The sequence below is a fragment of the Thermanaeromonas sp. genome (assembly GCF_021890735.1).
Classification (GTDB): domain Bacteria; phylum Bacillota; class DSM-521; order Neomoorellales; family Neomoorellaceae; genus Thermanaeromonas.
The window spans coordinates 13536-29029 of sequence record NZ_JAKKUR010000018.1 but is presented as its reverse complement, the minus strand read 5'-3'; the positions used below and the strand labels follow the sequence as shown (position 1 = coordinate 29029).

Sequence of the window (15494 nt, the reverse complement as noted above, 5' to 3'; positions counted from 1 at the left end):
AGGAGGCTTTTTTATTGGCAACAACTGCCTCACATTATTACAGGAATGCTTTTAAAATAATAAAGGCAGACTTTACCTACGTTAGGTAAAATCTGCCTTCCGGAACGTACCAAATAGTCCTTGTAGGGCTTACCGGATACCCTACGTCTTGGATTATATCATATCCTATTCCTCAGATCAACTATTTACTGCTAAAAAATCATATATTTTTTGGTGTAGCTAGAATAGCTCCTTATACCTTCTTGTACCTCTGTATCACACCTTCTTACACTGTCATGCATTGTAATTAACTTTATTACACTGTAATAAACTGTATTACAGCTTCCAGAATTATCTGACAACTTTTCCCCATTGACTTCTGGCAGAAAAACCGGTTATATTAAAAAGGCAGACGGTTCAGAGATTGAGGGCTTTACCGTCTACTTTTTCTATAAGAGCAGGCGGGAGAGGGCACGCCTGCTCTTTCTATTCGTGTGCCCGGCATGGGCGTTGGCTATAGGGTGGAAGTCCCGAACGACGAAGGTAGCAGTAGTCGTTAGCTTAAGGCAAGGGCGCCCATCGTGAGGTGGGGTCTGAAGGAAGCCGGCGGCAAACCTCCGGCCCGACGAACAGGAACCGCATAGGAGGCTAGCAGCAGTTGGATGAGCTTGCGAACCAAAGCGAAGTCCTTGCTACCGAAGGCTGCTGAGAGTATATGCGGCGGGTGGATGGAGGGAAAGTCAACGTCCTTACCCGGGGAGGCCTGCCAGGTAGGCCGGGTAATCTGGTAACCCGCATTGAGAGGTGCGGTTGAGCTGGCAGGAGTCAGCAGAGGTCATAGTACCCCTTTTAGGCGATGAAGAGAGGGAAGGACCGAACATAAGGACAGGGAGGCACTTTATGAGTTCGAGAGGAGGGCGAAGACAGCCGAAAATCCCGGGAGGGAGCTACCCATGGGAGGAAGCGGTGAAACTGCGGGGGACCGTGGGAGTGCCTAGTCCTTCTCCGGCACGAGTAGGGGAGCCACCCTGCGGGGACAGTACCGACCTGATGGAGAAGGTGGTAGAGCGGAGCAACATGCTCCGTGCCCTGCACCGGGTAGAAAGCAACAAAGGAGCGGCTGGTGTAGACGGTATGGAGATAAAATCCCTTCGACCATACCTCAAGGAGCACTGGCCGAGGATAAGGGAAGAGTTGCTCAAGGGGACCTATAGGCCGCAGCCGGTACGGAGGGTCGAGATTCCGAAACCCGACGGAGGCGTAAGGCTATTAGGGATACCCACGGTGCTGGACGATCTCTCCAACAGGCCCTACTACAAGTCCTAACACCGATATTCGACCCTGGCTTCTCAGAACATAGCTATGGCTTCAGGCCGGGCAGGAATGCCCACCAGGCGGTGAAAGAAGCTCAAGGGTATATCCGAGAGGGGTACAGGTATGTAGTAGACCTGGACTTAGAGAAATTCTTTGACCGGGTAAACCATGACATTCTCATGGCCAGGGTAGCCCGGAGAGTTAAGGACAAGAGAGTACTAAAGCTTATTCGGGCATACCTTAAGGCAGGGGTCATAGTGAACGGTATCTGTATAACCTCGGAGGAAGGGACACCGCAAGGAGGGCCGCTAAGCCCGTTGTTGGCCAACATAATCCTTGATGAATTAGACAAGGAGTTAGAGAGACGGGGTCACAAGTTTGGCCGTTATGCGGATGACTGCAATATTTACGTAAAGAGCCAGAGGGCAGGACTTCGCGTAATGGAGAGCGTGAAAAGGTATGTAGAGGGGCGACTAAAGCTCAAAGTCAATATGGAGAAGAGTGCAGTTGACCGGCCATGGAAGAGGAAATTTTTAGGTTTCTCCTTCACCTGGGAACGGGAACCGAGGATAAGGTTAGCGCCCAAGACCTTGAAGCGGTTCAAGGATAGAATACGGCAGATAACGAGGCGGAACTGGAGCATAGAGCCTAAGCAGCGCATAGAGCTGTTGAACACTTATCTTAAGGGATGGATAGGGTACTTTCGGCTAATAGATACGCTGAGCACTCTACAAACTCTGGATGAGTGGATAAGGCGGCGGCTCAGGATGTGCCTGCTAAAGCAATGGAGGAGACCACGGACCAGGAGACGCAACTTAGTAGCGTTAGGGATACCAGAAGACTGGGCGAGCCTTATAAGCAGGTCCCGGAAAGGGTACTGGAGGCTAGCGAACACTCCCCAAGTGAATAAGGCCCTTGGCCTTAAATATTGGAAAGACCAAGGGCTGACGAGCTTAGTCGAACGGTACTTAGAACTTCGTAGTGCCTTATGAACCGCCGTATACCGAACGGTACGTACGGTGGTGTGGGGGGACGGGGGTTAGCCGCCCCCTCCTACCCGATGTCCGATTCCTTACCCAGATAGATGCGGGTCACATCGTCCCGGTTGTGGCCGATTTCGGCTGAAACTGCCTTTCTTGCGTCGATTTTACTCATTTTAGCCACATTTCTATAGAAAGCATAGCGTTCCTTTGCATAGCTATGCCTTAACCCATGCCAGGTCAGGGGCCGCTGGCGGCCTGGGGCCTGGGCCTTGCCTCTATTCGTTTCCATCCAGTTTTCTAGCTGGTGTTTGACTTTATGGGTTTTTTCGTTTTGGCTTACGAAAAGCTTCTGCCCTCTGGGTACGGTTTGCATGGCCTCGGCGAGAGTTTTCCTTACTTCAGAACTAATTTCTACATCCCGTTCCCGGCCCCCTTTGCCCTTTATATGTAAGACCCCTGTCCGCAGGGCTTTTTCCGCCGTTGCCCGGTCCAGGCGTAGGGCCTCTTCGATCCTGAGGCCAGCGTGGCGGCATAAAGACATCACGTGCGCCGCCCGGAGGTTGCCCTGTTCTCTGGCAATTTCCTGCATTTTCTGGTACTCCTCCGGTGACCAGGAGCGATCTACACCCCCGAATTTGCGGCGGGGTAAATCAAATTTTTTATTGTCGGAAAGCCTATACTTTGCATTGGGGATGAGATCGTGACAGTAACGGATTCCGCTCAGTTCCGTCTTGATGTGCGAAGCGCTCCGGCTTTCTTGTTTCAAATGTTCCACGTATGCTAGGATATGTTTATCCTGGATATTCCTTACGTTTTGGAGCTTAAACCTCTCGGCGCAAAATCGGCAAAACCTGTCGAAAGAGGCCCAATATCTGTCTCTCGTCTTGAAACTTACGGTTTCGTTCGCCTCACGCCTGATTTTTTCAATTTGCTGTTTCAGACTGGTGTAGGTACTCATTGTTTACCACCTTTTTATATTCAGGTTAACTTTTTACTTAAAGTAAAAAGTTCCTGATTAGAACTGATCTTTTGGAGGCCAATTTTAGCAAAATAAAAGCGTATTGCACTAAGATGAGTGAATATAGTTGATTGTGCTTTGTTTTCGCCCTCTAGCTTGCGGATATAGGCGATTACGTGTTTTTCTTTTAAATTCTTTATGTTTTGGAGGTGGAAGGTTACGGCGACGAACCTTAGAAACTGGATAAAGATTAGCCGGTAGCGTTTTCTCGTCCGAAAACTATTTTCCCGGACGTGCTTGGCAATTTTTTCAAATTGGATGACCAAATTCCGTTCCGCCCCGGTCATTTTCTCGCTCGCCCCCTTGGAAAAAAGAAAAAGCACCTTTCCCTTTGCGGGTATTTTTTTCACCCGTTTTTTTGGGGGTTCCCCGCTCTGTCCGGTGATTTTTCTAAATCCCCGGCCCCTATAGGCGTCTGTCTCTTTCCCCTCCCTCCGCCTTCGGCTCCGGTCGGCGAAAGAGACAGACGCCGCTCAAGGAGATCTAAATCCAAACGGTTTAGTGCCAACGCCCGTTTAGTAGTCAATGCCCACATGCCGCTGAAGCGGTGTCCCCCTGTCGGGGACGTGGGCCATCCGCGCCAACTCCCCGCACTTGCGGGTGTCCGGCGAAGCCGGACGGGCACGGTTGCGGGCCTTCGGCCCGCCCCCAACCAGTTCTCCGACCAGGCCGGTTGGCCGCCCCACCTAAGAGATTTAGTTTGCCAAAACGATTTAAGCACCTGGCCCGGAGGTTTTACCTCCGGGCCTTAAAGCTACAACCGAAGCCCAAGACCATCTTGGGCACGTCGTAGCCTTCTACGAATTTGTTCCTCGGTAACCTTAGAAAAGGGTCGTTCCAAATTTCTTACGATATAACCATTATCTTCCAAGACAATAGTCTTGCCGTCGTAATCGTAGTAAAAAGGAGAACCTATAGCTTCTACGATTAGTTCGATACAATATTGACTAACTTTTATTACCCCTCTACCTGTCCGTACAGATTTCGCCTCAAAATCTATGTCCTCTTCACGTATATTAGCTATGTCCGCTATAGAAATACCTGCTCTCATTAGTTCCAGGATTAGCCGCTTTCCTAGAAAAAATTACCAAAATAAAAATGTAAGCGAGCTTCAAGGTAATCCTTAAAATAAACCATGAAGTTTTCAATAAAACCTTTGCTGAAGTTTTAAATACCTTAATCGCCAATTCCCTCCGAGCTTCTTCCTGAGCAAGAAGAAACTCATAATATTCACCGTCCGAAGAAAACTTTTCTCGTCTGGCCGGAAAAAGTACCCTCCATCCCATCCTACGGGCTCTTTCCCGAGCCTTTTGCCTTACCTCTGTTACTTCCCTCTCGACAAAATCCGGAATTAAGATCCCTTCACGCATTTTGCCCATCCCCTTTCCTAAAAAATTTTCTAAAAGAAGGAAAGGGGAGGTTGCCGCCTGCCCCTTTCCTTTTGCGTCCGTTCAAGAAACGCAAAAAGGCAGGGGCATGCATGTAAGCTCCTGCCTGATTTCTTTAACCTGCCAAATTGTTATTCTCCACTTTGGAGAATACCTGGTTTTTGAACTTAAAAAGAGGTATATATATATACTGTCTACCCAAATTATAGCACAATAATTTTATCAAAGCAAACAAAGGGAGTGATGCCTATGCCCTCCAAATGCACTTGCGGCGGCAAACTAGTAGAGAGCTGGGGCGTGTACAACGAAGGTGACTTTTTCGTTATGGATGTACCGGCCTGGAAGTGCCAAGAGTGCGGGGAGATTACGTTTAAACCGGAGGCTATGGCCAGAATTAAAGAAGTGATAGCCGAGGGCGGGTTTTACCCCTGGGCGACCGTGAGCTATGAAGAGCTTTACAAGTGTTTTAAGTGCGAAGAACTCGAAGAGGTTAAAGCCGATTGGGAGATCGGCCAAGTGATCGTTAAGAACGTGCCAAGTGTGAAGTGCTCGAAATGCGGCACGGTCGGAACGGATTTGAAGCTTTTAGTGGAACTGGAAAAGATAATACAGGCAAGAGGTTTCGCAGGCGAAGTGGATTACACGGAAATTATTGACACGAGTCATAAAAAATGCTAAGATTAAATTGGCGGACGGGTTAATAAAGTACCTATAAGGCGTTAAAACGTCACGAAAAGTTTCGCTAACCGTCTCTTCCCATTGGTTAATAAAGTACCTCTGAGGCGTTAAAAGTTAAAACTTTCTTGGATTGGCCGCACTGGCCAATAAGGTTAATAAAGTACCTATAAGGCGTCAAAACAAGAAATTACCCCGTATCGCCAAAGTGAAGCAAAAAAGCTAAGGGTGGTCTCGATGACCACCCTTAGCTTTTCTATTTTTCTACTTTCTCACGAAGGCCAGCGAAGCCATTCTCAACATTTCCTGGGAAGTTGATATGGTAAAGTTACTCCGTTCCCCCACAGCCCTTATTGCCGCATCTGCCGCTAAATCCATGCCTATTATTTTTACCTTTTCGTAAACAAAAGTGTATTCAATCAAAAATCCCGCCTCAAGCAAAAATTCTAGAACAAACTCTGCCTCGCTTGGTGTCAATCCATTTTTACCAAAGAATTCTAGCGCTAATTCTCTATAGCAAAATCTGAACTTATTTATCCATAGGAGAAATTCTAAGACAGTATCATGGAGCCCGCCGAACATACTACGGTTCAACAGCATTAATTTTAGATTAAACGGGTCGATTATTTCTCCTTTACTTCTCCTTACTTGAACGTGCTCTAGTTTTTTGCCGATCTTCAAAAGTTTATCCCTCATCTTCTCTAGGTCAACACCGGAATTGGTTGCCATCCGTATCCACCCCCTCCACTGAAATGCCTTCTATCCGCATTATTTTGCCCTACAAGCGACCTTTCCGGCGGGGGTAGGTGGGAATATCCCCCGCCATAACCCCCCCGCTCAGAAGGGCCAATTTTTGCGTTTGAGCGAATTTAACGTTATAACAGTATAGTTTCACAACGGTATAACGTTATGACGTTATTTTACTGCACTACATGGGTTTTCAAAAAATCATACATTGTACCAGTTATTTCCACTCCAAAATCGAAGCCATCACACACACCAGTACGGCCACCGGCGTTTGAGGTCAATCTGGCAACGTAAAGCCCTTCCCGGGTATTTTCGTCGGGGTAAACATACCTTTGCCATCCATCCGTAATGGTATCCCGGAGCGGGAACTCCCAAACCGACCGCTCAACGTACCAGTTGCCTTCCTGGTAAACCTGGCGGTCTGTTCTCTCTAAGATAGTTACCTTCCCGTCCGGCCATTGAACCCTCATCTCGGTCGGACCATTATATGTGCCGCCAAATGGGCTGGCAGGCGGACAGCACGGGCTTTGGGGTACTTTTGATTCCCAATCCGTTCTATATTCGGTAACTACCTTCAGGGTCATCGGCCAACCAGCCACCGCCTTAGCGTTCTGGTGCATTATGTCAAAGTCGGTGGTTTCGTAGGCACTCCTCCAGCTTGCGGAAAGGGTTGCGCTAAGGATTTTGAATTGCTCACGGTAAGTTACCGGAACCTCGGCCAGCTTCCAGCAACCTGAACAGCCATCTTCGTCATGGTAACAGCAGGGGTCGTACCACCACCAGCGATAGACCACGGTATAGCTGGCATCGGTATTTTTACATATTGGGTAAACCTCTGGAGGCGGAGTTACCTCTAGCGTAGTTGATTTTTTGTTGTCGGCATAGGTTGTTTCGCCAATAGTCCGGTCGGGGTTAATTTCGGCTTCAAGAGTGACCTGTCCGGTGGTGGTCGGCACCCACGTAAACACATAATCTCTGGCCTGGTAGGCCGGTAAACTTACAAGCTGCCTTGCTATCTCCTGCCCATTAGCCCTTACCACCAGGACAGTATCTATTCCTACGTTGGAATAATTCTGCCCCCCAACCTGAATGGACACGGAAGAGTTCTGCTGGGCCGGAGAAGGCTCGGCATTAATATAGTTTACTGCCAGGTTTATCTGATCAAGCACGAAATCTATATACAGCCAGTCATCAGTGCGGTCAGAGTTTAGGTCTCCGTTCGGATCGTTTTCGGCTCCGTTATAATAGACCGTCAACGTCTTGCTTGCGTTATCTAACGGCCTCCATTGGAAGGTTACTTCCTTCTGGTCAGGAAAGACCATTGAGGGTATTGTTCCCCTACCAATCTCTACCGGATTGGCTCCGCCTAGCTTTGCTTCCGTGCCTCGAACATCTAAATTTACCAACTGTGCCCCGGGAAGTTCAGAGGTGGTGAGGGTAACTTTTACGTTGTATACTTTATCAGCTCTGACCGGTTGATGAACAATAGGCGTGGAACCCCTGGTGACTTCTGCCATTAGGGTTCCGTTCTGGTCGGTTACTTCAACCTTTTGGATGGTTACATTTGCCTTACGATAGCCGTAAACCGTAATCGTCCACGGGATGTACCAGCGCCAGCCTTCTACGTTTGGGCCTTGCCAGGGTTCTTTGATGTTTCTGGCACGTTCTTTAGGAGCGAGTGTTAGCGAATATATAAAGTCTATAGCGTTATTAGGAAGAGGACCTCCACCAACAGAGTATTGGTCTGGGGTGTATCTTAAGTAATCGAGAAAAAAAGCGTCATAATTGTTTCCATATTGATCTTTGGGCCAGCCAATAGTTATAGAGTCTGAAAAATCTTCGTAACTGATACCTTTCTTGACATCTATTCTGGTAATTTTATATTGCTGTACTACCCAACTAGGAAGGTAATAAGTATTACCCCACTCTTCATATTGGCCCCAAGGTGCGTCCGGATAGCGGTCACCATTAGTATCCTGCCAGGTGCCGTCGCTGTGTTTCCAAATGTCGAAATAGGCTACGTCGATGATCTTAAGTAACATTTGCTCTGGCGGTGCGGCGGAAGCAATGTTAGGGGAATTTAGGGGGAAAGGGAAGAGTGAGATCAGTAAAATTATTGTTAGGTAAATAGCTATACGCTTTCTCACCCCACCACCCCCTTAGTACGGCAATTTAACATACATTCCTGGTGTACAAATATACATCTCTGCAATTTCTTCGGGATGAGCTAACCATTCTCCAGCATGATAAATAGGATAATGAACTGTTACAGTTCCGTCGGGGTTTGTGGTATATGCACCGTAATAGTCCTTTTTGTCAGGCGTGCTTTGTGTCCAACTTCCATCTTTCTTTTTGATTATAAGGCTATAGTTGCTGTATTCACTCATTCTTACATGAACCTGTTTATCTCCGATTTGGTAAGAATAAATAGTTATTCCATAAAGAGGGGTAGTATAAGGTAAATTTGCAGGCTCTTGAACTGGCCAGCGTTTAGTATAATCATCATAAACATAGTTAGGGGCATTCTGGAAACCAGGATACTCTCCAGCCGGAGTACCAGGAGCTTTGGCGTTGGGGCTTATTACATAAACAGCATAGTCAACTGCGTTCCACCGTACCACACACCCTAACCCCTCAGCAACAGCCCGCAAGGGGATCATAGTGCGACCATTGACTATTACTGGGACAGTATCCATAACCTTTTGGATGTTGTTGACCCTATAATCTTTCCTTTGAATGACTGTATATTGATTTTTTCCGATCCACATTACCACGGTTCTTTCTCCATATTTGTCCTTGTACTTAGCTGTTACAGACTGATCGGCCTCATTCCAATCTACCGTCGCCCCCAGGGCCTCCGAAACTGCACGGTAGGGGATCATAGTCCGATTGTCGGAGTTAATGTAAGCTGGCACGTCAGGGTGGATTTCCTTCCCGTCTACAAAGATCTTGGGATGAATTGCGTCCTGAGCAAAGGCGGCCGCGGCCAGGGTTAGGGCCAGAGCAATGGTCATAATGGAAAGGGTAATTTTCTTCATCATTCCGATCTCTCCTCTCTCATGTAAATTTGTAAATTCGTTTTGGCTTGCCAAAAAACTCCCTATAGAATCAAGAAAGATAGTATTTAGATACTATCTTCCAAAACCTGTTAAAAATTAATAGCCTGGCAAACTTAACCTTGCGAACGAGAAATAAATTCCTTTAACGCCATTTCGACTAGTTTGCGTTTGGTGATTTCTAGTTTTGCCGCAACCATACCTGCCTGCCTCCACAATTCTCTGTCCAAGTCTATGTTTATTCTCCTGCTCTCCACTTTGCCCGGCACCTATTTCGACACCCCCTTATCTGTTAACTTTCTACACCCAATATAACATAGAAATCATGTAGTTGCAAATCTTGCCTGTTCTAAAATTTTTTGTCAACTAGTTTTGGACATTTTTTACAGGTTACAGGGCGGAACAATGCGGCCCCGCGGGAAGCAGTTTGGTGTGCCAAAACGGTTATAGCCTGGCAAGCTTCCTCAAAGGCCGGGCGATATTGTTCTATGATCTCTCGTGCAATTTCGAGGTCTTACCAAAGTTTTTTCGTCTTCATAACAGGTCACTATCATATACTTTTGTGTTTCCACTTTGATCACCTCATCCTAGAACATTATGCCAGAATCAGCCGCTCTATGCCTTTTTTCTACTCTCAGCCTCCTTTAGTACCCAGTCTATCGCCAAGTTTGCTACACTTTCGAAGGCAGTTGGCAGGGTATCGTCGTTCAGAATATAACCGATTGTTGCCAATTTCTGGTCTAAGACTTCCTGAATGTACTTGTCAAGATTGGGCTCCAAGATTTTCGCAACAATTTTCACCGCGTGAATACTCTGCTGCGCAGTGAGATCCTGTGCAGGACGGATTAGCCTGGCTTCCGCTTGTAGGATTTCTGCAGGCACCCAAGGAAATTCTACAAGGAAGTACGCACCTATATCAGATAGCGATATGCTTTCCATTATTGATATACTACCAATAAAAATATCAGCATCTCCCCGATTAAAACTCTCCACTGTCTCAATCCTTGTACACTGATCCATTTCCCCCGACACCACTACTACCCTCAAGCCTGCAGCAGATAGATTCTGGCGCAATGCTGCAATGGCGTCATGGTGATGACAAAAGATAGCGACTTTCTGGGTTTCTACGCTGTCGGCAATCATTTCAGCCAGGCGAAGGTCTTCAGCTTTCGCAACTCCAAGAATCCTCCTAGCACGTGAGAGAAGAGCCAAGACGCACCTCCTGGCCTGCGCTTTCGCTTGTGCATCAGAGCACCCTAGCGACTTAGCTCTAGCATACGCTTCTTCGTAATCCTCCAAGACTTTTTCCATTATGTCATAGTACTCCTCCAATTTTTCAGCTTCTATATCTATTTCCACGGTTTGCCGAATAATACTAGGCAACTGTTCCATTACGTCCTGCTTTTTTCTTCTCAACATAACAAAAGCGAGACTAGCCCGTAGCAACGAATCATTCTTAGCTTTTTTACCATAAAAAGGATCAATCAGAGTAATTAATTGCCGTGCTTCACCACCGTGGTTGCGTACCGGGGTACCGGTCAGAATTATAACGCGTCTGTTAGGTATAAGATCTAGTAGTTTACAGATTGTTTGTGTCCTTTTGGCATTAGGATTTTTTACCCGGTGCGCTTCGTCTAAAATTACTAAGTCTGGAAGCCAGTCCATAATACCTTTTATTACACTTCCTCCCAGCCGCTTGTTTGCCCGTTCCAGGTGTTTCTGTGCCTCTAGCGGTAATAACTCAGGCTGTGTCAAACAGAGAGGGGACTTGAGCTTTAGTGTTATAGTATTGCCATTGACTTCCAAGCCACTAACTTCCTTCATCCTCAACAGTTTTTGGAACGCATCGTCTTCCCCCTGTGACGGATACTCACCTGTTACAGCGGCGTAAAAAGTTTCTATCGACACAGGTAGCTTTAATGTGTTCTCCTTTGGGACAGTTTGGTCATAGGTCGCGATTACCCACTTGACTTCAGGTGGAATTTGTACATCTACCGTGTCATTAAGATGGTAAATTTCTCCGTCTTGGCATTCGCACCAACGGCGAATTTCTGCATCCCACACCCACCTAGCAATGGCAGGGGCGATAACTAAGATCCGCTTCATTCCGGTTCCCACGGCAGCGCGGATCGCTTGCACAGTTTTTCCTAAACCCATCTCATCTGCCAGAATGGCCCGGAGGCTCCTTTGTGCAAGAAATTCTATTCCTGCTTTCTGATATCCGTGGAGCGTTTCCCCGCAGCGGCCTGGTTTATCCCAACCTGCTTCGAGCCTGAGGCCGTCCAATTCAAGAACATTACCGATAGGTATTCCTAACTTCCGAAGCCTCATAGCTAATTCTTCCCAGCCTTTATCATCAACGCAGATTATTCCTTCGTGAAGGGGTGGCGTCTTCCAAGGAGTTACCGGTTTAGGTAATTGCTCGGCTTCTATAAGGATGCGCAAGGCTAGAGGATGGCGACGCAGGTCTAACACCAAGAATCCAGCAGGTACCCGGACGGGGGTAACCGTCGGCGGAGGGGTCTTTGCTTCTTTGGACGTTAAGTCGATGTCAATTGCGCCCAAATTGAGGCTTGACTGTTTGATTATGGCATCAAATTCATTTGTGCTGAGTATAGCAGCGTAAGAGCTGCGGTCTGCACTCTCAGCGAAAAACGGCAAACCCGCTATTATATCACGAACAACTGTATTAGCTGGGGGTTTAGGGGTAGTAATCAGAAGCCACCCTTCAGATACCGGACTAACCTTAATTGGTAATGAAGAGAATTCGTGACCATTGCCGCACTCGCTCTTAACCAGTACTCCGTGTGCCCGGCACTTGGTCAAAAACTCCTCAAAAGCCTGTCTGTCGGTGAACATCCAGACTTTTCCCGTCCAACTTGCATACCCCGCACATTTAAATTCGTAAACTATGTCATATATCTTTGTCCCATTTGGGGCCTTGCTATCGTAGCTCCATACAGCCCACATCTCTTCTTGGTTTATTAGAATTTCCCCTTCGTGCAAATGATGGTTAAAAAAAAGTTCATACAAATTTACCTTTCTGAACGGGATCACCCTTTATACCTCCTTCTTTCTTAGGAAAGGCCTATTTATGGCCCTATTTCTTCCTCCACGCATATCTTCTTGCTTTATTTACTTCCCCCTGTTTATTTACTTACTCTTTAAGAGCTATTTGGGATGCCAAAATAAATACCCCCAACCAAAACCGAAAGATAGTACATGGCCGTACTATCTTTTTCCTTAGAAATAAAAGCCAGTTTTATATATTAGTTCAACGCTACTGCTATAATATCATAGATTTGTTTGATATGCAAGCATTTCCAAATATAAAATATTTTGTCAAGCAGATATGGACATTTTTTTGAAGGTTGTAGTGTCGTATAGCCTCGCCGAAGTGTTTTCGTGTACCAAACTGTATCTTCTATAACCTTCTCCAAAGCTGGAATATATTCGTTGATTATTTCACACCTGTAATTTCGAAATCCTCCCGTACTTCCTCTATACTTCCTCATCGGTCGCCTTCTTTTAGCTTCAAGACTTTCCACAACTTTTCCCTTTCTCATGGTTAACGCCTACGCTAGGTGTACATAAAAAACGCCGTATTTTAAGCACGGCGTGAGGAGACAGGAAAATAGCGCAGTTAAGGTAAACATACTGCAAGGCTAGAACAAGAGAACAAGGGAAAACAATTAGGCCACTTTGCAAACATATGGAGCTGTTGTGAAACTCATTTGTATGAAGGATTTTCGTGGATCATGTGGAATCTTCCTCTGTAAAAAGCAAAACATGGAGTAATACACCTTGATGGGCCGCCGCACACCTTAAGCCTAAGCTCTTCTACCACATAAGCCTTGAAGAGTGCATCCCGCAAGACCACCTCCTCCGCAAGATTGCAAGTGTTATCGATTTCTCTTTCATCTACGATTACGTCCGTCCCTACTACAGCCACACCGGCGCTCCTTCCGTAGACCCGGTCGTCATCTTCAAGATGGCCCTCCTCGGCTACCTCTACGGTGAAACCTGCGAACGGAAACTGGCGGAAGAGTGCCGCCTTAACCTGGCCTCTATGTGGTTTCTGGGATACGACTTAGACGAGATGCCGCCTGACCACAGCATTCTTTCCAAGCTGCGGGCTCGCTTCGGGGCCTTAAACAGTGTTTGCAGAGATGAAAGGGCCGCGAGGATGAGACCGTGCAACTCTCCGGGGTACGCTTAAAGTACACATCCAAGCTTTGCTTGCCCTGGCAGTACACAATATCAGGCAACTGGTTAAGGCGACGGAAAAGAAGAGGAAAGAATTTGTACAGGTCCACTGCTTAGCAACTAAAGGTACTTGCGTCATTGTGGGCTGACCCATCCTGGTGCTTTAGCTACAAGAAGTTTGGCAACAGCTCCATTATCCCGGTGGACTACTTTATTAATTGAGACTACCAACACGTTGATGTTGATCCAAAGATGTCTTTTCTCTACTGCTGAGTACTAAGTTCTTTTTCGAATCGAACAGATAAGATCTTACCAATGTTATAGCCTGACAATTCCTCTAATGGTACAAGCCATCGTCGCGCGTAGCGCAGTCTTTCCAATGAGATTTCTTTGGTCAGAATTTCCTCAGCTTGTTCAAGCCCTTCGATATAAACAAGGTTGTTCGTCCGCCTACCGTATCTTCTGTATTCAGTTTGTACCCCTTCCAACACGCGTTTGGCATCTGGCGATATGCGTTCAGTAGTAACTACCACGGTTTTGTCTGCCCCGTAAATTACCCTTCTATAGTTTAAGGCGTAGGCGTCTCCTGCTCCAAACTCCCTGTCTTTTAGTTCAAAAATCCAAAGACTCTCCATAACCTCGGCCAGAATGTCTATTTCTCCACCTGCTTCACTGACATGCCATAAAATGGAACCCTGCGGAACACCAAGCTTCACTAATAAACCTGTCACGAGAACGGTCATCCAATGGCTTCCTTGCAGCATTCGATGCCCCAATTCAGACAAAGAATACCCAATAGAGAGCTTCTCTTGACTAAAACTAGAACTACAATATGGACAGGTAAGTTCCGCTACTTCGGGGACATTAATCTGATCTTGGGTCCTCAACCTTGTAATGATTTTTCGTTCTTTTTTGCATTCCAAAACATAATCCGCTTTAACGAGCCCATCTTGCCGTAGCTTTTCAAGGATAGCCTGTACCTTGTCGCTATCTCTCCTCTTTCTTCCAAGAAGGTCGCGTTCAAGAACAAACCCAGCCTGGCTTATCTCAATCAGCAACTCTCTATTTGCGCCGTCGGTAAAATTCTCTACTACATTAAGGTAATTGAGTTCCAACTTCGGTTCTTCAAATCTTATCTCTCGAGATGCTGCTTCACCGCGTATCTTAGCAAGCTTGGGTGTTTCTGGTTGAATCTCTTTCCATTTAAAGTCTACCTCAGTTGCGTTTTGTGTACCAGATGCTCTGATAGCAGTTTCCACCGCAGTAGTAAATTCGTCCAATCTTCGGTTCAACTCTTCGCCAACACAGGAAATAACACCCAGAACAATCTGTGGCTTGTTACTTTCCTGGGTAAGGTGGATAGGGGGCTCGCTAAACCTATCCTCCCAATATCTCTCTATATAGTCCCGCCGTGAAGCCACTACAAGAAAGAAAACATCCCGATCACCGACAAAAAAGATGTCTCCGCTAACTACAGAATGCCTATAGGGTGGCAAGACGAATCGAATCTCCGGCAAATGCTCGAGCGACATGGAAGCACGCTCAAGAATAACCATTTGAGATTGTAGAAGAGCCGGTTCCCACCCTAGCTCCGAGAGCTTGAAAAGTACACGTACGAAACTCTGTTGGTCTAATCTGTATTGACTAGCCCGAATTCTTAAGTCTATCAAATTTAGATGCACCCCCAGTCATAAGCTAGATAAATGCACCTTTTGATAAGGTGTTAACACTACCAAAATTACCGGCCTTTTTTGGCTTTGTCCATGATCTCATCTAAAGATATTTGTGCCTGGTCAGGCAGGTTAGGGAAATTGACCAGGGTATTGGGTTTTCCCTTAACTTATAATATACTAGCATTGGCAGCGTTACCTCCTCTTCTTGTTTGTCCATCCCTGTTATCCCACAGAGGGTTGAGGAACCCCTACTTTCTCATTTTCCACGATTTTTGGAACATCACCTTATCCTGACCATAGTAGTGGTTATTCCATAATGGTAGTTATTCTACCTGCGTACGGAAAACCCTTCATTTAATGGAAGACTTAATGAAGTTAATAAGGCTGGCATCACGGAATATAATACCCGCAATAAATGGTGAATTTAGTAACCAAAGTTCAAACGTAGATAAAAT

At 46.4% G+C, this 15494-nt stretch carries 12 protein-coding genes and 1 pseudogene; 3 read left to right on the top strand and 10 right to left on the bottom strand.

Annotated features, from left to right (window positions below; translation table 11 throughout):
* The first annotated feature begins 879 nt into the window (after nt 1-879).
* Nucleotides 880-2285: pseudogene (gene ltrA / locus L5656_RS05390) on the top strand (group II intron reverse transcriptase/maturase).
* 61 nt (nt 2286-2346) lie between these two features.
* Here ltrA and L5656_RS05385 read toward each other — a convergent pair.
* From L5656_RS05385 to L5656_RS05375, 3 genes are all read right to left on the bottom strand, one after another.
* The gene (locus tag L5656_RS05385) at nt 2347-3234 is read right to left on the bottom strand and encodes a tyrosine-type recombinase/integrase (RefSeq protein WP_297200135.1); all 888 of its coding nucleotides are present in this window, start codon (nt 3232-3234) and stop codon (nt 2347-2349) included.
* Between the two features lie 20 nt (nt 3235-3254).
* Nucleotides 3255-3581, bottom strand: coding sequence for a site-specific integrase (locus L5656_RS05380; RefSeq protein ID WP_297200132.1), 327 nt, complete (start codon nt 3579-3581; stop codon nt 3255-3257).
* 729 nt (nt 3582-4310) lie between these two features.
* A complete protein-coding gene (locus L5656_RS05375; protein WP_297200129.1) occupies nt 4311-4664 on the bottom strand; it encodes a hypothetical protein in 354 nt (117 codons plus the stop codon).
* Between the two features lie 267 nt (nt 4665-4931).
* Here L5656_RS05375 and L5656_RS05370 point away from each other — a divergent pair, with 267 nt between their 5' ends.
* Nucleotides 4932-5360, top strand: coding sequence for a YgiT-type zinc finger protein (locus L5656_RS05370; protein WP_297200127.1), 429 nt, complete (start codon nt 4932-4934; stop codon nt 5358-5360).
* Nucleotides 5361-5621: 261 nt separating this feature from the next.
* Here L5656_RS05370 and L5656_RS05365 read toward each other — a convergent pair whose 3' ends face one another.
* From L5656_RS05365 to L5656_RS05340, 6 genes are all read right to left on the bottom strand, one after another.
* Nucleotides 5622-6086 (bottom strand): hypothetical protein, encoded by a 465-nt coding sequence (locus L5656_RS05365; protein ID WP_297200124.1) that lies wholly within the window; start codon nt 6084-6086, stop codon nt 5622-5624.
* 191 nt (nt 6087-6277) lie between these two features.
* Nucleotides 6278-8251 (bottom strand): hypothetical protein, encoded by a 1974-nt coding sequence (locus L5656_RS05360; RefSeq protein ID WP_297200121.1) that lies wholly within the window; start codon nt 8249-8251, stop codon nt 6278-6280.
* A 12-nt stretch (nt 8252-8263) separates the two neighbouring features.
* Nucleotides 8264-9145, bottom strand: coding sequence for a copper amine oxidase N-terminal domain-containing protein (locus L5656_RS05355; RefSeq protein WP_297200118.1), 882 nt, complete (start codon nt 9143-9145; stop codon nt 8264-8266).
* 131 nt (nt 9146-9276) lie between these two features.
* Nucleotides 9277-9429 (bottom strand): hypothetical protein, encoded by a 153-nt coding sequence (locus L5656_RS05350; RefSeq protein ID WP_297200115.1) that lies wholly within the window; start codon nt 9427-9429, stop codon nt 9277-9279.
* Nucleotides 9430-9775: 346 nt separating this feature from the next.
* The gene (locus tag L5656_RS05345; protein ID WP_297200112.1) at nt 9776-12217 is read right to left on the bottom strand and encodes a DEAD/DEAH box helicase; all 2442 of its coding nucleotides are present in this window, start codon (nt 12215-12217) and stop codon (nt 9776-9778) included.
* A gap of 673 nt (nt 12218-12890) precedes the next feature.
* On the bottom strand, nt 12891-13112 hold the full coding sequence (locus tag L5656_RS05340; protein WP_297200109.1) for a hypothetical protein: 222 nt from the start codon (nt 13110-13112) through the stop codon (nt 12891-12893).
* On the opposite strand from L5656_RS05340, the gene L5656_RS11360 reads away from it, so the two are divergent.
* Complete coding sequence (locus tag L5656_RS11360) at nt 13008-13379, top strand: transposase (protein ID WP_366017956.1); 372 nt, start codon at nt 13008-13010, stop codon at nt 13377-13379. The two genes, L5656_RS05340 and L5656_RS11360, sit on opposite strands and share 105 nt — an antisense overlap.
* Nucleotides 13380-13629: 250 nt before the next feature.
* Here L5656_RS11360 and L5656_RS05335 read toward each other — a convergent pair whose 3' ends face one another.
* Complete coding sequence (locus tag L5656_RS05335) at nt 13630-14646, bottom strand: hypothetical protein (protein ID WP_297200106.1); 1017 nt, start codon at nt 14644-14646, stop codon at nt 13630-13632.
* Nucleotides 14647-15494: the final 848 nt, after the last annotated feature.